Consider the following 20511-nt stretch of genomic DNA (forward strand, 5'->3'; position numbering starts at 1 on the left):
CTCTGCGGAGATCGACTTCTGTGGGCACAGTCTCCACGTCGAAACCGGCGGCCTGCAGGATTTCGAAATGCGGACCGAATTCACACATTTTAGCAGTACAGATGACGCGCGGCATGATCGGGATTCTTCTCTTTAAACAGTGCACGGACAGGGTAAAACGGCTACTGTTACTCTAGCGGAAGACGATGTCAGCTGACAACGTTCCCACGGCGAAAAAACGAAATGCCGACCAATCACCGTCGCGGATGAAAGAAACGTTCGGCACTCTGTACGGTCTTGGGGTCTGTCAGTCGCAGCAGTTCGAGAAACGCTTTTGCTTTTCGGGATGTCTCTAAATCAGTGCCACTTGCATTGGTGGGCGGAACGAGGGAAGCCCGCAGGAAATAGCGGATGATGGCTTTCTTAATCGAGCGTACATCATAGTCTTCCGCAGCGTACAGTTCAGCCAGACGATCCATCACGGTCCAGTCTTCCCATCGCGCCAGATTCGCGATCACCAGATCCGCCAGTTCGGGCCGCTCCAGCAGCAGCCGCATGGACTGGTTCAAGCGGCGTTTCTCAATTTGATCTGCTCCAAAAGTCCACATGAAAGACAGTGCCTGCATTCCGGCAAACGTTTCACTGAAGGCGGCTGTTTTATCTTTGAACTTGGTTTCATCGATTTTGTCCAGGCCCGCAGAACCTGTCAGCAGCAGGTATCCGGACATCAGGCCTCCGATGCCCATGCGGATTTCCCGGGCCTGCACACGGATCTTTGCTTCCATGAACTGGATGTCTGACTCCTGGCCACACAGACCCAGCAGCAGTCCATACAGCCCCAGTCGGGGAACAGGCGTGTTTTCGTTTTCCAGCCAGCTGCGCAGTTTTTCGCGAGGCAATTCTTCCGCCAGGGGGGTGACTGCTTCGAACGGGGCATTCGCGAATTCGGCAAAGGCATCGTTGGCAATGATCTGATCCGGATGTTCCAGGTGTTTCAGGAAATACCGGAGTCGGTGACTCGTTTCCCCTTCCTGCGAGGGCGCCCGTTTTAAATATTCAATGCTGGCGATAGTGACTGCCACCGGTTCGTTCCAGTGCAGACTGATGCCACGGGATCCCGTCAGCAGAAACAGCTCGCCCGGTTTGCCGTCATAGTGGCGCGACAAAGTAATCTGCTCACCGGCTTTCAGATTACTTTTCAGAGGTTGATGCAGTACCTCCGAAATCTGGAAGCTGGTCTGTCCCGTTTTTTCAAACGTTCCCGCCACGGCGCTCGACCATTGTCCCAGGAGGGCGACATCGGCTTGTGACAGCTGTTCGGAAAGTGTCGTGGAAGGGCCCGGACAGAAGGGGCAGGCAGCCAGCTGCGACAGGTAAAAGTGCAGCACAAGACCGCAAAGGACAAACATACCGCAGCGTCTGATACCGGTTTCTTTTCGCACGTTCATCACCGATCCTTCGGTCTTGAGACTGTGTTCCGTTTTTACTGTCGCGTCTGCAAGGCCCTGTGGACCGAACAGAATCGATAAAGAGACGCTGGTTAAATGTGAAACGTTCCCGGATTGTAACAACTTCCCGCTGTCATCCTGCGAGAAACGATTCTCTGTATCTTATTTGAGAAAGAAGAATCGCTCTGCGCTCTGGACGGTTTTCGGGTCGTCTTTACGTAATTGATCGAGCAGTTTTTTCGCTTTTTCGGTGGTGGCTGGATCGGGGCCCTCTCCTTTTTTGTTCTTGCCTTTGGATGCGACAAGCAGGTAGCGAACGATGGCCCGTTTGATTGAAGGGATATCGTAGTCTCCTGTGCCGTACATTTCCATCAGGCGATCGATGACAGACCAGTCATCCCAGCGGGCGAGGTCAGCCACGACCAGGTCGGTCAGTTCGGGGCGGTCGAGCAGCAGCCGCATGGATTTTCGCAGACGTTCTTTGTCGATGCGTCCATCGCCGTAGGTCCACATGAACCGCAGGGCCTGCATGGCGGCGTAGGTTTCGCTGAATGCGACATCTTTGGGTACGAATTTCGTTTCATCAATTTTATCCAGGCCGTCTGCACCGGTCAGCAGCAGGTATCCGGAAATGACACCATCGATGCCCAGGCGAAATTCCTTGGTGGGCTCGTTGATTTTCTTTTCCATGAAGGAGACGTCTTCCCCGGTGCCGCAAAGCCCGAGCAGCAAACCGTAGAGTCCGATGCGAGTGACCGGTGTGTCCGGATCGATGAGCCACTTGCGGATTTTTTCGCGGGGCATTTCTTTGGAGAGCGGGGTGATATCTTCATAAGGTGCATTTGCGAATTCGGCATACGCATCGTTGGAGATCATCTGGTCGGGATATTCCAGAAACTTCAGAAAGTACGTGAGGCGCTTGGATGTTTTTACTTCCGGGGCGGGTGCCTGTGAAATGTAGTGGAAGCTGGTTTCGGTGACTTCGATGGGATCGCCCCAGTCGACTTCGGCTCCCTTGGTTCCCAGCAGCAGAAACAGGTTGCCTTTCTTGCCGGGGCGATGTCGATTGATGGTGATCTGATCGCCGGCCTTGAGTTTTTCTTTGTCTGACTGCCGCACGATTTCTTTAACTTCGAAGACGGTTGTGCCTGCTTTCTCCAGCGTTCCTTTCTCTGCTTCTGTCCATTGTGCCAGCACGGCGACGTCAGACTGTGAAAGCTGTTCGGTCAATGTCAGTGACGGTGCAGAACAGAAAGGACAGGCGGTGAGAGCCGGTGTCTGTGCGAATACGATCAGGCCACAAATGAGTGCCAGAAATACGCGGTGATGAAAATACTTTGTCAGACCAGTCATGTGCCGAACCTCGTGGCGGTAGAAAACAGTTATTAGTGAAACGATTGAAAATCGTTATTTGTCGGGTACTTCTTCATTATTTATCAATGATGATGGCATCGTCAATCGTGTAGATGCGTTCGAGTTCTCCGTCAAAGCTTTCCGCATTGATATGGAAGACCCCGACTACATCAAACGGACGATTGAGAATATAGTCAGCGGTGACTCCTTCCCGCATAATCACGGGAAACAGATCGTAGATCTTAGGGTTCTTGCCAAAACAGCAGATCTGGTTGTCGCGCGCGAGCATAAAATATTCATTGCCTGTCTGCTGAAACGGAGGATACATGAACCCGCGGATGCGAATGCGTTTGCCGTCCAGGTTTTTCAGCCATTCCGGCATGAGGTCTGGGGCTTCGGGAGTCACCGGTTCCATATTCATGACTTTGAGTAAGTCGATATCATCATAATTCACCAGCAACGCGTTTTCAGGGGAAGTCCTGCGGAAAGAGCGGTCTTTCACCAGGATTTTGACTTCCCGTGGTTCACTGGCACTCTTTTCCTGTGCGACTTCTTCTTTTGTCATCGCCCGCAGTTTCGGATCGGGTCTCTGTGCGACGACGGGCAATGTGGTATCGGCGGGCGTCTTCTCACTTGTGTTCTGAGGGGCCGCATCCGATTTCGCAGTTACAGAGGCTGTCTGTTCTGAAGGGGGGACAGTGACTTCCGGTTTCACAGGAGCTGTGGAAGAAGTCTCGACCTGCGCCGCCGGTTCGACGGGCTTTTGTTCTGGTGTGGCATCAGCCACGGTCGTGTCCGGCTGGGTGTCAGTCTCGGGACGATCGTGATCAATCTTTTCGCTGAACTGCCGGTAATCGGTAGACTCGGATGAGGAACATCCGCTGACAAACAGAGCCAGACTGCTCAGGACAAAAAGTGTGAAAGTGAATATAAACGGTCGGGTAGGATTCAGGTGGGCCTGCACGTGATCAATCTCCTGATGATCGGGTGGTTGCACCAACTTCCTGACAAAGTTGATAATGGCTCAGACTGAAGATCAACCTGAGCCATTCAAATAAACAGTTAACGCTAATTGTGAGATTTCCAGTGTGATGAATTCAGTTGTTGAGGAAAACCGTCACTCTCTATCAGTAAGCAGTACGGGCCTGCTCGAAGTGGTCTCCCTTTAATTGATAGACGGGTCTCAGTTCGCCTGCTGTGGTGGGGGCTTCCGCCAGAAACTCTCCTGCGACGGATACCAGGCCTGCATAAAAATCAGCACGTTTATCGCCCTGCATTTCTACCAGGATCATATCTTTCACATCAGGCTGTCCTCCAAAGCAGCATTGGCCATTATCTTTGACCAGGATGAAGCTTTTGAGGTTTTGGGTATCGCGGGTGGGGTACATGTAACCTTTGAGGAACACGTTTTTCTTGTCGAGTTCAAGTACGTCCGGATTGACGGCCTGGACCCCATCTTTGGTGACGAAGCCTTTGGCAGAGATATCGCTGCTGAAGTTCAGGCGGTGATAGCCTTCCGGAACTTCATTAGCGTAGACATACGACTGGTAAGCGACACCACTGACCAGGAAGAAGGCCGAAAGAGCCACTCCTGAAGTCGCCACCATTCTTCCCCCCAGTTCACCTGCGGAGCGTTTGATGTTCCAGAGGCTGATCAGGGAAACAACGATACCCGTGACGGCAATACCCAGACCAATAATGCCAAACAGGGCAATAAAGGAAAACAGAGCGAGAGCCAGACCTACCACTGCGGTCGGGGGAACAGGTTTGTACGAAAATTCGTCCTGAAAGTCAGCAGGGTTTTGCAGCGAATGATTGGAACCATCAAGAACTTGCGACATCTTGCAAGGCCTTTCAAAAAATCAGCGGATAACAGAAATAGAATAAGTCAACAAAATCATCAGCGATCACGCAGGAGCCGGTACTGACCGCTGGGCCAGACGCTCCTCAATTTATCATATTATCATATCATGCATCCGGGTCGAGATCACCCTGAAATTGCAGAGAAAACCAGAGAAATCAGACAGCATGACGAGAGGCGGCTCGTCTTCAAGCTGCTGAACCGGAACCTCTGATTCCAGCCTGATGCCGATATCATGTACATACCGGCTCCTTCAGTATATACGTAATCGGGCTGGTTTTTGTTGAATTTTTATCAATCTTAAGAATCTCAGCCCGGTCTGGGACAGAGCCTGTGTCATAAGGCTCATAATTGTAACAGTTTATGTGAATCAGGGATTACCAGACGTCTGGCTGCTATTCAGAACAACATTGCCATTCTCCGCTTGGAAATAAATGTCAGGCGTGTTCCAGACAACTTACCACTTCTTTGTGGTATTCCTGCAGGCCAGGCACTTTCAGCTCTTTGACCTTCGCGCCATCGTCCCAGCGTCTGAGTAAAACGGCGGTGTGGTGAAATGGATTAAGTTCAAATTCTGCGATTTCGGCGTCGGTCATCAGGCCTCCCTGGAGTTCAAAACTGCGTTGTGATGCGCGGGAGAGCCCGTTGAAATAGTCGGCATTGACAGTGCAAAGGTAGCGTTTGGCAGGTACATGCAGAATGATGGGTTCGGTGACCGCCTTGCCAAAGAAGGGATCCAGCTGCTGGGCACCGACTGTTTCGTGCTGCCAGTCTTCTGCGAGAAACTGGTTCTGTTCGTCGTGCTCGTCCATCAGGAAGTGTCCGATATCATGCAGTAGTGCCGCGGTGATCTGCTCCATCGTGGCATGGCTTTGTTTCGCGAGATGCGCAGCCTGAAGTGCGTGTTCCAGTTGAGTGACCGCTTCGTCATAGAAGCTCTGACCGTGATCCTGCATCAACTCGAAGAGGGATGTCACTCGCTCCGCAGGTGTCTTCGTGAGCGCCAGGACATCACAAAGTGAGAGTTCGATTTTTTCTTTCATGTCTTCTATGCTGGCTTTCCATCAAAATGACCAATCTTACTGATTTTCAGTTTCTCGTCGCTGGTGGGATCAGCCTGGGCGAACGAACGGCGTTTGTCGGCGTAGTATTCTTCTCGCAGATCACCTTCCGTGACGGCGTTATAAGTGAGGTATAACGTTCTACGTGATTGTTCGGTTGCGTTGGGAGGACTTTTGTGAGGTGCATACGAACTGAAAAAGAGTGCATCACCCGGCTGCATGGGAATCGGCTCCCAATCCAGAGTTTCAGCGTATTCAGCGTCGATGCAGCCATTCTTATCCAGATGCAGCAGCCCCCGCTGATGCAGTTCGGGGGCAAAGAAGAGACAGCCGTTTTCAGGAGTGGCAGCATCGACGGCAACGGAACAGGTGATATGATTCCGAATGAATTCATATGCGGGGGCATCCTGATGAGCTGCGTAGCCGCCACCACCCGGGTATTTATAGTTGATTTTTTCCTTATACAGAATCGCTGGCTCTCCCATTAATTCACCGGCACATTCGGGGATTTTACCCTGTGTAAGCAACTGGCGGATGCCAGAGTGAAATGCCAGGATGTATTCTGTACGGGCGGGCCGCACGCCGAACGGTGTCTGTTCGAAATGGTGCATCCATTTTTCATCGTCGGCAGGCCAGGAACTGATTTCATCGACCCACTCACGCAGGTTTTCCGTTTCAGCGGCCGTGAGAAAACCGGGGATTTTGATATATCCCGTTTGATTCCAACGGTCGAGTTGGGTAACAGACAGCGTTATGTTCATGATACAATACCTGTATTGGGGGTCAGGCTGGTTTCGGTTTCCAGTTCCAGTAATCGTCCGTTTTCACTGACCGACTGTTTCCTGCCAAAGTACCAGGCGACAACCAGCGTTCCCACAATCGAGACGGGGGAGATGATCATTGCCAGCCAGAACAACAGGGCTACGAAATCCAGATTCTTCTGAAAGATAAGATTGACGATGACCATCAGGATCACCGTGCTGAAGTATCCTGCAAAATCTCCAAGATAGAGCAGGTATCCAACGTTACTTTTATCGCGAATCATAGCGATGACACGCTCATAAACGGTGGTATGAAACAGGACGTAAGGCACATACAGGCTGATGCCAATCAGCACCATGAACTGGAACGCGGTCGTTTCTGTCCAGTCGGTGGTTCCCCAGTAATAGAGTGTGGTCGCCAGAGCACACCCGAAGCCGAGACCGACCATGGTCATACCTGTCAGAAAAGCACGGTAGTTCGCTGAGATAAAGACAACGACCGCGCTCAAAGTAATTACAGCGATGGCGACCAGGAATTCTGACTGGGCAAAAATCTGCGGTTTTTCAACGCCAAATCCAGACCAGATTTCCGCAGCATAGTCATCACGCACGCTGCGGAAGATGGTGAGCAGGACCATAAGCAGTATCAAAACTGTCAGACCCAGAGCATTGCGAGAGTAAAATTGTCTGCGTTCAATCCCGTTGAAGGGGGAGCGTTTCGAGCGGGCAGCCACATCCAGTTCACTGGGCGGGGGAATCTGCTCCAGCATCCAGACTCCGACCAGGAGTGGGAGCCAGAACAGGGTACCGGTAAGAAAAGGCATCCAGAATTCGGAGACACCATACGACTGCATCAGAATGGCACCTGCGGACTTAACGGTTCCGGAAGCCATGATGAAACTGGCACACAGGCCGGCAGCCATCGCTTCGGTTACACGTCGCCCTTCGAGGAACGCGAAAACGCAGCCAAATACCATACCCAGTGGTAAGCCGTTACAGAATAGAAAGAGCGGCTTTAACCAGTATGGGGCAATCGCATATGGCAGCAGTGCCAGATGGGCGATCGCTATCAGCGTCAGAATCATGGCAGCCCTGCGATGGGGCGTCATTTCGGAGATGACTTTTATGCCGATCAGTTTCGAAAGGGCATAACCGCTGACCTGGGCAAACAGCAGAATGACTTTATAGCCGACGCCCCAAAAGACCAGATCCTCATACTGCGCGACGGTAAACGGTTTTCGGAAGGCATACATACAGAAGTAAGTGGTAAATGCAGCCACCACCGACCAGGCGGTCAGGACACCTCGGTTGCTCTGTTCCAGATGCGTCGAGATGTACTCCGATTGAAATCGCATGCGGCATCAGTACTGAAGAGGCTGTCATTTCAGGTGTTTGTAATGACAGGTAGTCTAAAGAACCAGCATGAAGTGCGAGTGAGGCGGGTGTGAATTATGGATGAAGAACGCGCTGCAGAGGCTACAACATGTTCTTCAATGTTCGCAGAAGCGTTTCAGATAGGCTGTTTTCGGGTTCGAAAAAATTCTACATCAGTCACTCAAAGTACTGGCGACGTCGGTGCGGTAGGCGGTCATGGCGGGGATGAAACCGACCAGGGATGCCAGGACCACGAGGATCGGCAGCAGGAACAGTTCTGTGGAACTGAAGGCGAAGGGATTGATCAAGAGGCCGCTGCGGGCTTCGATAATCGGCGCGGCTACGAAGACCAGTCCGTGTCCGAGGATGATTCCCAGAATGCCACCCCCCAGGCAGAGCAGGACGGACTCAGAGAGGATGATACCAAACACGGTGGTGCGGCCTGCACCCAAGGCACGCATGATGGCGATTTCCCGTTTGCGGTCAGACATCGAATTGTAAATACTCACGAAAATCCCGACTCCGGAAACGACGATGATCAACGAAGTCAAGATAATCAGCATGGTGCGGATATTGCCTACGATGTTGGTCATGAGCCAGCTGATCTGTTGAATTGGATTGACGGCCTGTGCCTGGTTGCCTTCTTTCAGTTCGGACTGAAACTTGATGGTGGAGAAGCCGCGGAGACGATCCCCTTTCATCTGCACGAGGATCGCGGTGACTTCTTTCTGTGCATCGGGAACTTCATGTCCGTGGTCATGTCCATGATCGTGGCCGCTGTGATCATGGTGGTCATGGGCGGCACTTTCTTTCAGCCGGGCTTTCAATTTTTCTTCATCGACTTTTTCACCGAAGAATGCGGCTTCGCGGCGGATGGCTTCTTCCAGGGGTTTTTCATGACCGGAGACCTGGTAAAAACCGCGGAGATTGACGAAGACGGTCCGGTCGTTGGGAGTTCCCGTGGGAGCCAGGATGCCGACGATTTTGAATTTCTCATCGTGTACGTGGCCACTTTCAGCGGAACCATGTATGAGGCTGAATTCGTCACCCATCTTCCAGTTGTTCTGTTTCGCCACCGCAGAACCGATGACCGAATCCCAGGTGCCTGGCAGAAACTTTCCCTCTTTGTTGATCCGAAAATGACGACCAGGAATGTATTCGAGTGCGAAGTAGCGGGGAATGGTGCCTACAATCGGGAAGCCCCCTTTCTGGGTGACATCGCCGATCGCGAACGGAATGGCTTCTTCAATGCGAGAGTCGTTTTTCAGCTCGGTATAATAACGGTAGGGCAGATTTTCGATGGGGGCCCCCACACGGAAAACCGTGTTCAACACCAGTTGCAGTGCGCTTCCCTTGGGGCCGACAATCAGGTCGTATCCACTGGCGGTCTGGTTAAACATGCGATCAATGACCCCATTGATGACCAGGACAGAAATCATCAATGTCACACCCAGGGCAACGCTGAGTGCCGTCAGCAGTGAGGCGACGCGGCGTTGTCGGATACTTTTCCAGGCAATGGTCAGGGTATTCATAGGGAAAATTACTTTGTTCGCAAAAGATAAGGATAATGAATGTTACCGTAACGAATCGCCGCTGTCAGACGCGGGCATGCACCTTGTTAAATTCTGCCAGAGACTCTACGCGTTCAAACTGTTTCGCGACTTCCTGAGAGTGGGTGACCAGCAGCATGGCGATCTGGTTTTGATGGCAGGCGTCGCGGAGCAATTCCAGGATCGTCTGCTGATTGGCGAGGTCGACGTTCGCCGTGGGTTCATCCGCCAGCAGCAGTCGGGGCTGGTTAGCCAGGGCGCGGGCCACGGCGACGCGCTGCTGTTCCCCGACTGACATCTGCCGGGGATGGTGATGCAGCCGGTGTTCGAGTCCCACGAGCGCCAGTAATTCTTTGGCGCGGTCGCGACTCGGTTTTTTCCGGGAAAAGCTCATACCCAGCAGCACATTTTCCAGGGCAGAAAACGCGGGCAGCAGATTGAAGGTCTGGAAGACAATGCCGATGCGTTCTGCCCGGAACTGGTCCCGGACCACTTCAGCCATCGAGGCGATCTCGGTGCCGGCAATGGTGACTTTACCGCTGTCGACGGCAGTGATGCCGGAAATGACATTCAGCAGGGTGGATTTTCCGGATCCGCTTTCGCCGATCAGGACAACCTGTTCCTGGTCTTTGATTTCAAAGCGTTCGATATCCAGAATCGGGAGCGAGGAGCCATCAGGTTCACGATAACTCTTTTTCACATTTTCCAGCAGCAGAGACATACTGACCTCGATTGACAGGCTGAGAAGGCGGTCTGCTGAGACAGGCCGCAAAAATCATGTTTGTTTTTGCAAATGTTATGCAATAAGCGTGCAGTTGACTAGGGTTGTTTTGTCAAAAGTTTGCAATTCCCGCTGATCGGCGGGGTCTGGTGGTTCTCTCTTAAACAATTATTAATATATGACTTACGTCTTTGGACACGCAAGTCGGATTTCGGGAGATCGCCGTAGGCTTAATCGGGCGGATTTGCTATAGTTCCGCCTTTCTGATTAAAACCAATACACGGATGGATTGTGAATCAAGGAAGAAGACAAGATGCGAAGTCGTAACCGGGGCCGATGGATAACTCCCTTTCGTTTTATCATGATTGCCGGACTGGGGATTCTGGGAACAGCTGCCTGGAAGTATGATCTGCTGCCTTTTCAGGTGAGTAGTGCTCCCACCGGTGCCCTGCATGAAGAGTCGCATCAGGCTCCGGCACAGTCGGAATCGCAGGACAATGAAGCCGAACCGGTTCTGTCCCAGGAGACGATCATTGCCCAGTCCGAACCACCCGCGGAAGCATTGCCCGAAGGGAATGATAATCAGCGTGCTTACAAAACCCGCGACATTGAACTGCCACGCATTTACAAGCGAACGCTGAGCGGACAGATTGTCGAAGCGGAAACCATCGTTGATTCCCCGGTGAATGAAGCATTAGAGCCTCAGTTTTTTAAGAAACCCGAGCAGTTCAAAGGTTCGGCACAGCCTTTACCGCAGGAACCGCCAGCAATGTCTGCGCGGCAGACCGTTGACCCGCGTGCGCCTCGCCAGTTACAACCGCCGGAAGGAATTAAACGCGCCAGCAACCCCGTCATTAAAACCGCCGAACACGCGAGCTTTAAAGAGGAGATTGGTGGCAGCCCGGCGCAGCAGGAAATTCCCGATCTGATCGCCATTGATGAGCTGATTCAACAGCGAAAGATTCTCGAAGCACACAAAAGCCTTTCTAAAATCTACTGGGCCCAGCCCGAGCTGTATCCCGTGATCAAATCACGGATCGAAGAGACGGCGCGGCTGATTTACTTTTCACCGCAGCCTCATTTTATGACACCCTATGAGATTCAACCCGGTGATCAGCTTCGTAAAGTCGCGAAAGATTATCATATTAATTGGGAGTACCTGGCGAAACTGAATCAGATTGACCCTGTGAAGATCCGGCCGGGTCAGAAATTGAAAGTCATCAAAGGCCCCTTCAATGCATTCGTGGATCTGAGTGACTTCACCTTAACCGTACACGCCCATGGTTACTTTGTTCGCAGATATTCGATTGGAACCGGCAAAGATCAGTCGACGCCTGTCGGCAAGTTTGTGGTGAAAGACAAACTGGTTGATCCTGTCTATTACGGCTCCGATGGCGTGATTGCCAATGATGATCCGACCAACCCGCTGGGGGAACGCTGGATTGACATCGGCGATAGTTACGGAATTCATGGCACGATTGATCCGGCTTCGATTGGCAAAGCGGAATCGAAGGGCTGTGTGCGGCTGCTGAATGAGCATGTCGCGGAAGTCTACGACCTGCTGGGTATTGGCTCGGAAGTCGTGATTCGCCCCTGAGATGCCGTCGCTGAAAACCCGGGCGAATCAGCACACTCACCTGTGCCCCGTGCTGTGTCTGCTGCCTGTGGCAGTGTAATAAACACGTTTTCGGGCATTCTTTTCCCGTGGTCCGTTTGAATGTTGAATTCAAGCCTGTAGAATACGTGTGGCGAAACCGGAATTAAGCGCTGGTATCAGACGTGCGCTGACTGGTTCCGCATTCGATAACGTCACACATTCAGGTTAGGGACAGAGCATTCATGTATGATCGGGAAAAGCTGATCGAGTTGTTTCGGGAACGGGCTTTAAAGTTCGGCGATTTCACACTGGCGTCAGGTAAGAAAAGTACTTATTACCTGGATGGAAAGCAGGTCGTGCTGCACTCGCATGGTCTGCGTCAGGTATCAGCGGGCCTGCTGGAACTACTGGGCGATACCGAATTCGATGCCATCGGCGGCATGTCGATCGGCGCTGATCCGATTGTTGCCGGCGTGTTGGCGATTGCTGCCGAGCAGGGCCGCGCCCTGAATGGTTTCATGGTACGCAAAGAAGCCAAGGGGCATGGCACGAACAAATATGTGGAAGGTCCCGTAAAGCCAGGCGATAAAGTGGTGATTGTCGATGATGTCATCACCACCGCGGGCAGCGCCCTGCTGTCGGTGGACCGGGCCGAAGAGTTTGGCTGCAAGGTAATCAAGGCCCTGGGTGTTGTCGATCGTCTGCAGGGCGGGGCAGCCAATTTTGCGAAACGCAACATCCCGTTCGAGTCGCTGCTTTCGATTGTGGATTTCGGCATCGACCCTCCTGCAGAAGATGAATAATTAAAGTCCGTTTCCAGTGCTTAAATGAAAGAGGTCTTCCCGATGACCAGTTTCCTGCGATATGACGATTCAGCGGCGCGACGATTAATCGACGGTAAGTGGTATGAAACGCTGCAGCCCGATCTGCTGGCGGCCCGCGATGAAATGCTCAAGGATATTGAGTTGCTGGGCACCGATCAGATCCCCGCCGACAAACAGCCGCTGGACGCCGGTTTCCAGAATCTGCCCCAACAACTGCTGGATGAATACGAGGCGAAAAAAGAGGAAAGCCTGCTGGGCAGAATTGAAACCAAGGCCCGCGAGCTGCGCGAAGAGTCGGACCGCTTCGTGGTTCTGGGGATCGGGGGATCTTATATGGGGATGCGGGCCTTGTTCGAAGCCTTGTGTCATCCCTGGCATAACGAACTGACGCGCCAGCAGCGAAACGGTGTGCCCCGTCTGTATTTTGAAGGGAACAATGTCGACAACGATTCCATTTCTGCATTGAAGGAATTGCTGGAAACCGGTTGCCAGGACCCGGCAGATCTGCTGCAGCGGTGGAGTCTGACCGTGATCAGTAAATCGGGTGGTACGCTGGAAACCGCCGTGGGTTTCCGTCTGTTCCGGGAAGCGCTGGAAGCGTATTACGGTCCTGATTCCGCAGTGAGCCGATCGCTGGTCGTCCCGATTACCGGCCTGGAAGGCAAGCTGAGGAACTTCTCGAATGAAAAAGGCTACGAAGATATCTTTCCGATTCCCGACAATGTCGGCGGTCGCTTTTCCGTCTTTACCGCGGTAGGTCTGTTCCCGGCTGCCGTCATGGGCATCGATATCAGGCAGCTGCTGCAGGGAGCCGCTGACATGACGGAGCGGTTTAACTCTCAGCCTCTGGGTGACAACCCGGTCATGGATTACACGGCGACCTGTCACCTGTTTGAGCGTGAGAAGAATGTTTCCATTCGCGTGCTGTCTACCTGGGGAAAACGCCTGGAAGCGCTGGGGCTGTGGTACGATCAGTTGCTGGCAGAAAGCCTGGGGAAAGCAGAGCAGGGGGCAACTCCTTTGACGGTCGTCAATACACGCGATCTGCATAGCCGCGGTCAACAGCACCAGGAAGGGGCGCTCGACAAACTGATCACCAATGTGATTGTCGAACGGGCAGGAACCGAAGACGTCGCGGTTCCCATGGTGCCAGACAATGAGAACCAGGATGATCTCAATAAGCTGAAAGGCAAAACCATTCCCGATATTCTGTCTGCGGCGATTGAAGGGACCAACCGGGCTTACGCCGACGTCAATCGTCCGACGGCGGATCTGATTCTGCCGGAGTTAAATGAATATACGGTGGGGCAGACACTGCAGATGCTGATGCTGGCAACGGTGCTGGAAGGACGGTTGATTAAGATCAATCCGTATGGTCAGCCAGGCGTGGAAGCTTACAAGAAGAACATGCAGGAAGTGTTGAATCGCTGAACTCCCGGGCCCGTGTTGAGTGAACCCGGGGAGTACAGATATTCTGGAATCCGAATCAGGCTTTCCCGGGAATTTCCTGGTTTTTGTCGATGGGCACACCAATCATCTGTCCGCTGAAGACCATGCTGTCGCCGACGAGTCCCTGGAAGTTGAATTCAGCGCGTTTGCCGGCGCGAATCCGCGCGAGTTGTGCCATGATGACCAGGCGTTGATTGGGGAAGACGGGACTGCGGAAGCGGACATCGTTCATTCCGCCGAATCCGAGAAAATCGCCGCCCAGCAGTTTGTACTTGCGTGCATAGAACCCGGCGAGCTGCGCCGAGCATTCGCAGAGAATGACGCCGGGCATCAAGGGGAAGCCGGGCATATGGCCCCGGACCCAGAATTCGTCTTCGCGGACATCTTTAAAGCCGACAATCCCATGGTTTTCCCGGTCGATATGCACGATTCCGGAGAGCTGTTCCATCTCAAATCGCTGAGGGTTAATTTCCCTGATGTCTTCAATTCCGAACACGGGGTTGTCAAAATCGAAGTCGATTCCACCATAAAGCAACTTGGGAGGCATGTTCTCTCTTCTCCATTAGGGTCATCAATATTTTAAATGGCCCTGGTTCTCTGGCAGGGACCATTGTCTATATGAAAAGGGTATATAAGGTGAATTTCGGGAATGCCCGCGCATCTGTCTGCTGAAACGGGCCAGTTCCCTTCGTGATCAAACCGTGATACTAACAAAAGTCGGAAATAATGTTAATCGAGGATTTCGGCTAATTGGCCTAAACTGGTGATCAATCTGTCAGGTTTTGTCTCTGAGCTGCGGACTTGCGCTTTACTGGCATGCACACTGAGTGAATCGCCGGCGAATAATGCGGTTTTCAGGCCGAAATGCCGGGCTACTGCCAGATCGTCTTCGATGCGGGTGCCCACATGCAGGATTTCGTCAGGAGCGACTCCCGACTGTTCAAATCGCTCAAGCAGTCTCTCATAAAGAGACGCTGATGGCTTACGGACCTCTTCGCGACAGGATAAGCAGAAGCATTCCTGGGTGAAGAGCTCAGACAGTGGTGGCAGCTTACCTTGCGCGCTCAGTCCCCTCAGCAGTTGAACCAGAGTGAAAGGTTGTGCATCAGCGAAGAGGGCGATCTTTTTACCCCGTTTGCTTAAATCTACAAGGGTCGCTAAAGCCTCGGGCATGGGTTGAATACCCTGGAGTGAAGCGTGAAAGAAGTAAGCCACTTTCAGGCTGAAGTCGTCGAGGTTTCCGTATAAGGATTCGTCGAACGTGTATTCATTCTTCTGCAGTCGCGTGATGAGCTGTTTCCAGAGTTCCACGACATTGATTTCCGGCTTTTCTCCTTTGGCGGTCTTGCTGGAAATCTGCATGTCTGCCAGCAGGCTGCGATATTGTGAGAGCATGTATTCCCAGGGGGCACCTGGTTTACGGGACATGCTGTTCCACATGTTGAATTCTTTAATGGTTTTGTCGAGGGCGATCTGCATTCTGAGTTGCTGTTCGTGATCAAACAGCAGGCAGCCATCGGCAATGTGGAGTAATGTACCATAGACACTAAAAGTGACCGCTTTGATTCCTGGCAGAGGTTTTAAGAAGGGAGTGGCTTTGGGGACAACCAGCTGGGGTGCGACGGGCCAGATCAGGTCATCGCGGCTGGTTAACCATTCAGCATATTCTTGGAGTGTCTGCGCCATAGTGAGTGCATTATTTCCGGATTGAGTTGGCTGGAATCAGAAACAGAAGTCAACTTTCAGAGATCACTGAATCGTTGTGAATGGAAAACGATCTGCTGGCCAGAAGGAACTGCAACTCATCGTGAATTGAAGTTCCGGACGGGCTGGCTGGGAATGTGCCTTGATCTTAGACGAGACATCTGCGAGAGGGCAAGCGAAAAAAGTGATTTCAGTAGTATTCCGATAGGAGACGATCGTTTAGGAGTTTTAGAAATTCCTCCAACACAACCCGTACGCTCCGTCGTAATAGGTATGACAGGTGCAATATCTTGAACCTGATGCAGGCTGCTGTTGTCCTGACGGTTATCCGCCCGCTCCCGGGCCGCAGGCTGAAAAAATGCCCAAAACCCGTGTGAAAAATTCAAGTGCCTGCAGAAATTTGGTTCATATCTTAAGTGTTTCTCACAAGTGATTTAAGTGCCTGAATTATAGAGGATTACGGCCAGATATTCCTCACAGTTGATTCTTCCCTGCCAGCTAATCCGAGCGTCTCTGTTGCTACTGCACTCTCTCTTGTCAAAGAGCTTAAAGTCCTCACTCCAGTTTCGTCGATGCAATTAGGGCAGACGGTTGAAACCGGAAAGACGTAAAAACCACGTCGAACCAGTCAACATCAGTTTGACGGGTTCAATCCCTTCAATGGTCTGTAAGGGGGGAGAGGACAAGACGGATCTAGTCTGACGAACTGATCTGAATGGTATTGCGATTGTCATTCAGTCCAACCCCAAAAAAGTATTACGTACCAGATCCCAAATTTCCTTAAAATTAAAGATTGGCATTTTGAAACAGTTTCTGGAGATGCTGTCTCCTTAAACAAACCCCGACCCAAGACTACTCAGGTTACAACTTGAAACTGACTGGCCAGGATAGCCGCAACAGTAGTGGGGGTTAAAGCAAGAAGAGAAGTAACCTTTCTTCGAATAGATTTGCCAAGCATGTGATTGGAGAGCCCGCAATGAAAACGATCTTCACTACTGGCCAAGTAGCAAAGATCTGTAAGGTTGCACCCCGCACGGTTAGTAAGTGGTTCGACTCCGGCCGTCTGAGAGGATACCGGATCCCCGGTTCTCAGGACCGACGAATCCCACGTGAGCACCTTATTCGATTTCTTAAAGAACACGGTATGCCTTTAGGCGAACTGGAAGACGAAGCCATGGGCAAGTTGTTGCTCGTGGGTGCTGACACCCAGGTTCGTGCCAGCCTTGACGATCTGATGGCAACAGAAGATTTCAAGATTGAATATGCCGTAAGTGGTTTTGAAGCTGGAATCCAGGCTGAATCACTGCACCCCGACTGCGTGATCGTAGATTTCGCAATGGGTCGCAATGAAGCTCTGATGATCGCTCAGAACCTGCGAAGAAACAAAGACTATACAGACTCTGTTCTGATTGCCCTGCTGAGCGATGAAGACAACGCCAGCGGTTTCGACAGAACATTGTTCAACGAAACTTTCCGGAAACCATTTGACGCAGCATTACTGGCCGAACGGATTCGGACCTTGGTTGGACGTAAAAAGCAGATCGCCTGATAGACCGGGCAGGAATGCCTTAAGGTGAGCATGCCAGGGAAGCGTAGTTCTCGATATTATGGACGGTGTCGAGAGAGCGACCCACTGGACAACCAGAACAATCGCAAAGGGATTTGCTGGTTTGCGTGAACGACTAAACCCGGCTAAGAGGTCAAACTCTTGGTCGGGTTTTTTTACGCGCCGACTTTCTGCATAATGACAGTTATGAAACAACACAAGCCTTCCCCCGACGCTTCTATCAAACGGCGACCTGCTGCCATGCTCTGGTACCTGTTGCTGGCGGGACTGTCGTTGCTGCTCGTGAGTTCCCAACTGGATTGTGCAGACGATCTCTCCTTCACCGGACCCGGTCCGGGGATGACCGTTGATGAACCCTTTAATGTCGGGCAGGGCGTGTTTCTCGTGCGGGCGATGCGCGCGTATGGGCTGGGAATCCTTGCACCGGAAAGCCTGCGGGAAATCTTTGAGCATCCAAACTATCTGCCCGACCATCCGCCACTGGGGCGGTTTTTGATTGGTCTGTCCCATGAGACGGTGGCGACGTTCGCAGGTGACGAGAGTCGCCCGTTTGTCGTCACTTATGGCCGGTATGCATCTGCGGTCTGCTTTGCCTGCCTGGTATTCCTGGTGGGCTGGTTTACCTTTCTGCGGACGGGTCATCAGGGAGCACTGATTGCAGCGGCTTCTCTGCTGGCGCTGCCTCGTCTGTTCGGACACGCTCATCTGGCCGCCCTGGAGATGCCGACGGCGCTGTTTTATGTCCTGGCGGTACTGGCGGTGGTTCAGTTCTGGGACATGCAGCAGGCGCCCTCGAAAAAACGGGCCTGTCTGACCGGCATCCTCCTCGGGCTGGCGCTGCTTACCAAAATTCAGGCGGTACTGATTCCGATTCCCGTCATTGTGTGGGCAATCTGGAAATGGCGACAGCAGGCGTTGCTGCCTCTGTTCTGCTGGGGCGGCGTGGGGGTCCTGGTGTTCTTTCTGGGCTGGCCGTGGCTCTGGTTTGATCCGGCAGGACATCTCAGTGAATACCTGGGCAGAACAACCGGGCGGGCGGCGTTATATGTGCAATACTTCGGGACGAAATATGCCGACCGCGATCTGCCCTGGCATTACGCCTGGGTGATGTTGCTGACAACGGTTCCCGTCGGACTGTTGATCTGCAGCAGTTTCGGTGTCACAAAGCTCTGGCGGGATTTCAAAACGGATCAGCAGAAGCGACCGACGGGTGAGCTGCTGCTTTTTCTGTCACTGTTGTGGCCTCTCATCTTATTCACGCTGCCCGGCATTACCGTTTACGATGGCGTGCGGCTGTTTCTGATGGTCTTCCCGCTGCTGGCGATTCTGATCGGGCTGGGGGCAGCTATCGAAATGAACTGGTTCACCCGCCGCTTTGGACAGAGGGTGGCCATCATCGCGGTCACACTGTTGATGCTGTCGCAGTTCACTGGTTCGCTGCTGTATGCGCCCTGCTGGCTCAGTTATTACAGTCTGCTCACGGGGGGCTTGAACGGGGCGGATCAGATGGGCATGGAAGCGACCTACTGGGGAGATTCACTGACGGCGGAGCTGTTAGCGGAAGTCACTCAGGAAGTCCCCGCCAACAGCATCATCCAGATCGCACCGATTCTGCATCCCGCGTGGCTGCAGATGCTGCAGGAAACACCAGAGCTCCAACGTAAAGGAATCCAACTGGTTCCCTTTGAGTCAGAGCGACCGGTTTCACCGTATGTCTTGTACTTTCAACGAAATCCCTACCTGCCTGAACTGCTGCAGACGCAGAGCTCAGACAAGTGGACGGTCGTCAAAGAAGTTACACGTCAACAGGTGCCGTTGGGCCGACTGGTTTCCCTGAAGGACGGACGCTGACGATTATTGATCGACGGGCAGCGCCGGGTGAAAGCCGGGGATTTTACAGGGGATCCGGTACAGTCCGCTCCCGGCTGTGATATAGAGGGTGGTTGCGTCGTCGCCGATTCCAAACGTGCAGTTAGTTGGCAGACCTGGTGTCGGGATGTAAGCCAGCTCTTTGCCTTCCGGAGAAAAGACCACGATGCCAAACCGGCTCTCCGCCCGAAACGCGGCGTAGATGTTACCTTTCTGATCAACGGTCATGCCGTCGATGCCGGTTTCTTTATCGCCGAAATCTGCCAGGACTTTTTTCTTTCCGAGCGAACCATCTTTTTTGATCGGGAACGCATTCAGAGTCATTCGCAGTTTGGGTTCTTGGGGTGGTTCTTTCTCCAGGCCGCTGGCACCATTGTCGGTCTCTGCGACATACAGTGTCTTTCCATCGGGTGAAACCACAACGCCATTTGGTTTTGTGATATCGGTGGTGGCGCGGTGCACGGTTTTTGTTTTGGGGTCATACCGAAACACACTCATGTGATCGAGTTCCAGCGGCTCGTGTCCGACATAGCGGGGATCAGTGAAGTAGACCCAGCCTTTGGGATGAATGACCAGGTCATTCGGGGCGTTGAATTTTTTGCCTTCGAACGTTTCGACAATCGGTTTGACTTTTCCGTTTTTCGTGATTTGTGCCAGGCACTGCTTGCCGTTATTGGCACCACAGGCTGCGAGCATCTTGCCTTTTTTGTTGATCATCAGCCCGTTGCTCTGTCCACTGTCGGCACTGAAGATGGTGGTTTTGCCGCTCGCGGGATCAAAGGCCATGATCTTACCTTTGCCGCCGGCAAAATTGATGTCGCTGAAATAGATGATACCATCCCTGCTGACGCAGGCACCTTCGGTGAAGCCTGTATCGACCCAGAGCTCTTCGATTTTCGCATCGGGTGAAACGATGGAAGCATCGCCGGACGGTGCGGGAGTCTCCGCGTACACCAGGGAAACTGCGAAGCTGGAACAAGCGATGCCCCAGACCAGAATGTGTTGCCAGTGGATCATGGTGTAACCCTCTCTGAGATTTTGATTATGATACGAGCGATTTTCGAGTGGTTTATCCTGATGGTATCAGCTTACAGGTTCTTCAGTTGTTTCAGCGGCTTTGGCGCCCCGGTTATTGCGTACCAGCCAGAGTGACGGAACCGCCAGGATCGCGCCAGCTGTAGGGCCGATGAGATACAGCCAGAGGGACTGCAGGTTGTTGCTGACCAGCGCCGGTGCCAGTGAGCGGGCCGGATTCATGGAAGCGCCGCAGATGGGTCCGGCAAACATGGCTTCGAGTGCGATGACGGCACCGACGGCGACACCGGCCAGGATGCCGGTCTCTTTGGCGCCGGTACTCACACACAACACAACAAACATCAGCATCCAGGTCAGC

General features: G+C 52.7%; 18 protein-coding genes. 5 read left to right on the forward strand and 13 right to left on the reverse strand.

The features are described 5' to 3' along the window. Positions 1 to 233: 233 nt before the first annotated feature. The 9 genes from AACZ40_RS19355 to AACZ40_RS19395 all read right to left on the reverse strand — a co-directional run bounded on the left by AACZ40_RS19355 (position 234) and on the right by AACZ40_RS19395 (position 10108). Positions 234 to 1427, reverse strand: a complete 1194-nt coding sequence (locus tag AACZ40_RS19355) for a hypothetical protein (RefSeq protein WP_291170012.1) — start codon at positions 1425 to 1427, stop codon at positions 234 to 236. Positions 1428 to 1589: 162 nt separating this feature from the next. Then, positions 1590 to 2780 carry a hypothetical protein gene (locus AACZ40_RS19360; protein ID WP_339675494.1) on the reverse strand — a complete coding sequence of 397 codons (1191 nt, stop codon included), beginning with the start codon at positions 2778 to 2780 and terminating at the stop codon, positions 1590 to 1592. A 76-nt stretch (positions 2781 to 2856) separates the two neighbouring features. Continuing rightward, positions 2857 to 3777: a hypothetical protein gene (locus AACZ40_RS19365; RefSeq protein ID WP_291170017.1), complete on the reverse strand. Its 921-nt coding sequence runs from the start codon at positions 3775 to 3777 to the stop codon at positions 2857 to 2859. A 130-nt stretch (positions 3778 to 3907) separates the two neighbouring features. Further along, on the reverse strand, positions 3908 to 4621 hold the full coding sequence (locus AACZ40_RS19370) for a hypothetical protein (RefSeq protein WP_291170019.1): 714 nt from the start codon (positions 4619 to 4621) through the stop codon (positions 3908 to 3910). A gap of 457 nt (positions 4622 to 5078) precedes the next feature. Further along, complete coding sequence (locus AACZ40_RS19375) at positions 5079 to 5684, reverse strand: HD domain-containing protein (protein WP_291170021.1); 606 nt, start codon at positions 5682 to 5684, stop codon at positions 5079 to 5081. Between the two features lie 5 nt (positions 5685 to 5689). Beyond that, a complete protein-coding gene (locus AACZ40_RS19380; RefSeq protein WP_291170023.1) occupies positions 5690 to 6463 on the reverse strand; it encodes a phytanoyl-CoA dioxygenase family protein in 774 nt (257 codons plus the stop codon). Beyond that, positions 6460 to 7818 carry a DUF5690 family protein gene (locus AACZ40_RS19385; RefSeq protein ID WP_291170025.1) on the reverse strand — a complete coding sequence of 453 codons (1359 nt, stop codon included), beginning with the start codon at positions 7816 to 7818 and terminating at the stop codon, positions 6460 to 6462. Before AACZ40_RS19385 ends, AACZ40_RS19380 begins: the two co-directional genes overlap by 4 nt. Before the next feature lie 192 nt (positions 7819 to 8010). Next, complete coding sequence (locus AACZ40_RS19390) at positions 8011 to 9369, reverse strand: FtsX-like permease family protein (RefSeq protein WP_291170027.1); 1359 nt, start codon at positions 9367 to 9369, stop codon at positions 8011 to 8013. Between the two features lie 64 nt (positions 9370 to 9433). Beyond that, the gene (locus AACZ40_RS19395; protein ID WP_291170029.1) at positions 9434 to 10108 is read right to left on the reverse strand and encodes an ABC transporter ATP-binding protein; all 675 of its coding nucleotides are present in this window, start codon (positions 10106 to 10108) and stop codon (positions 9434 to 9436) included. 313 nt (positions 10109 to 10421) lie between these two features. Between AACZ40_RS19395 and AACZ40_RS19400 the strand changes: the two genes are divergently transcribed. The 3 genes from AACZ40_RS19400 to AACZ40_RS19410 all read left to right on the forward strand — a co-directional run bounded on the left by AACZ40_RS19400 (position 10422) and on the right by AACZ40_RS19410 (position 13960). After that, positions 10422 to 11705 carry a L,D-transpeptidase family protein gene (locus AACZ40_RS19400; RefSeq protein ID WP_291170031.1) on the forward strand — a complete coding sequence of 428 codons (1284 nt, stop codon included), beginning with the start codon at positions 10422 to 10424 and terminating at the stop codon, positions 11703 to 11705. Positions 11706 to 11947: 242 nt separating this feature from the next. Then, positions 11948 to 12508, forward strand: a complete 561-nt coding sequence (gene pyrE, locus AACZ40_RS19405; protein WP_291170033.1) for an orotate phosphoribosyltransferase — start codon at positions 11948 to 11950, stop codon at positions 12506 to 12508. A gap of 42 nt (positions 12509 to 12550) precedes the next feature. Next, entirely contained in the window at positions 12551 to 13960 is a 1410-nt protein-coding gene (locus tag AACZ40_RS19410; protein ID WP_291170035.1) for a glucose-6-phosphate isomerase, read from the forward strand. Positions 13961 to 14015: 55 nt separating this feature from the next. Here AACZ40_RS19410 and AACZ40_RS19415 read toward each other — a convergent pair whose 3' ends face one another. Together AACZ40_RS19415 and AACZ40_RS19420 are read right to left on the reverse strand one after the other, a co-directional pair. Beyond that, a complete protein-coding gene (locus AACZ40_RS19415; protein WP_291170037.1) occupies positions 14016 to 14525 on the reverse strand; it encodes a beta-hydroxyacyl-ACP dehydratase in 510 nt (169 codons plus the stop codon). 182 nt (positions 14526 to 14707) lie between these two features. Further along, positions 14708 to 15664 (reverse strand): HAD family hydrolase, encoded by a 957-nt coding sequence (locus tag AACZ40_RS19420; protein ID WP_291170039.1) that lies wholly within the window; start codon positions 15662 to 15664, stop codon positions 14708 to 14710. A gap of 994 nt (positions 15665 to 16658) precedes the next feature. Here AACZ40_RS19420 and AACZ40_RS19425 point away from each other — a divergent pair. Both AACZ40_RS19425 and AACZ40_RS19430 read left to right on the forward strand, forming a co-directional pair. Further along, on the forward strand, positions 16659 to 17231 hold the full coding sequence (locus tag AACZ40_RS19425; RefSeq protein WP_044238118.1) for a helix-turn-helix domain-containing protein: 573 nt from the start codon (positions 16659 to 16661) through the stop codon (positions 17229 to 17231). A gap of 204 nt (positions 17232 to 17435) precedes the next feature. Next, positions 17436 to 19100: a glycosyltransferase family 39 protein gene (locus AACZ40_RS19430; protein ID WP_291170047.1), complete on the forward strand. Its 1665-nt coding sequence runs from the start codon at positions 17436 to 17438 to the stop codon at positions 19098 to 19100. 3 nt (positions 19101 to 19103) lie between these two features. Here AACZ40_RS19430 and AACZ40_RS19435 read toward each other — a convergent pair whose 3' ends face one another. Next, positions 19104 to 20135 carry an SMP-30/gluconolactonase/LRE family protein gene (locus AACZ40_RS19435; protein WP_291170049.1) on the reverse strand — a complete coding sequence of 344 codons (1032 nt, stop codon included), beginning with the start codon at positions 20133 to 20135 and terminating at the stop codon, positions 19104 to 19106. A 66-nt stretch (positions 20136 to 20201) separates the two neighbouring features. Next, positions 20202 to 20511: aquaporin (locus tag AACZ40_RS19440; protein WP_339675503.1), on the reverse strand; the 310-nt coding region annotated here is incomplete at its 5' end.

This window comes from uncultured Gimesia sp. (assembly GCF_963972345.1).
Taxonomy (GTDB): Bacteria; Planctomycetota; Planctomycetia; order Planctomycetales; family Planctomycetaceae; genus Gimesia.

Bases quoted from the DNA above. Each gene is read 5' to 3' on its own strand.
- AACZ40_RS19370 (WP_291170019.1), bottom strand. From the start codon at position 4,621: ATGTCGCAAGTTCTTGATGGTTCCAATCATTCGCTGCAAAACCCTGCT.
- AACZ40_RS19400 (WP_291170031.1), top strand. From the start codon at position 10,422: ATGCGAAGTCGTAACCGGGGCCGATGGATAACTCCCTTTCGTTTTATC.
- AACZ40_RS19395 (WP_291170029.1), bottom strand. From the start codon at position 10,108: ATGTCTCTGCTGCTGGAAAATGTGAAAAAGAGTTATCGTGAACCTGAT.
- AACZ40_RS19385 (WP_291170025.1), bottom strand. From the start codon at position 7,818: ATGCGATTTCAATCGGAGTACATCTCGACGCATCTGGAACAGAGCAAC.
- AACZ40_RS19375 (WP_291170021.1), bottom strand. From the start codon at position 5,684: ATGAAAGAAAAAATCGAACTCTCACTTTGTGATGTCCTGGCGCTCACG.
- AACZ40_RS19360 (WP_339675494.1), bottom strand. From the start codon at position 2,780: ATGACTGGTCTGACAAAGTATTTTCATCACCGCGTATTTCTGGCACTC.
- AACZ40_RS19380 (WP_291170023.1), bottom strand. From the start codon at position 6,463: ATGAACATAACGCTGTCTGTTACCCAACTCGACCGTTGGAATCAAACG.
- AACZ40_RS19425 (WP_044238118.1), top strand. From the start codon at position 16,659: ATGAAAACGATCTTCACTACTGGCCAAGTAGCAAAGATCTGTAAGGTT.
- AACZ40_RS19420 (WP_291170039.1), bottom strand. From the start codon at position 15,664: ATGGCGCAGACACTCCAAGAATATGCTGAATGGTTAACCAGCCGCGAT.
- AACZ40_RS19390 (WP_291170027.1), bottom strand. From the start codon at position 9,369: ATGAATACCCTGACCATTGCCTGGAAAAGTATCCGACAACGCCGCGTC.
- AACZ40_RS19430 (WP_291170047.1), top strand. From the start codon at position 17,436: ATGAAACAACACAAGCCTTCCCCCGACGCTTCTATCAAACGGCGACCT.
- AACZ40_RS19435 (WP_291170049.1), bottom strand. From the start codon at position 20,135: ATGATCCACTGGCAACACATTCTGGTCTGGGGCATCGCTTGTTCCAGC.
- AACZ40_RS19410 (WP_291170035.1), top strand. From the start codon at position 12,551: ATGACCAGTTTCCTGCGATATGACGATTCAGCGGCGCGACGATTAATC.
- pyrE (WP_291170033.1), top strand. From the start codon at position 11,948: ATGTATGATCGGGAAAAGCTGATCGAGTTGTTTCGGGAACGGGCTTTA.
- AACZ40_RS19355 (WP_291170012.1), bottom strand. From the start codon at position 1,427: ATGAACGTGCGAAAAGAAACCGGTATCAGACGCTGCGGTATGTTTGTC.
- AACZ40_RS19415 (WP_291170037.1), bottom strand. From the start codon at position 14,525: ATGCCTCCCAAGTTGCTTTATGGTGGAATCGACTTCGATTTTGACAAC.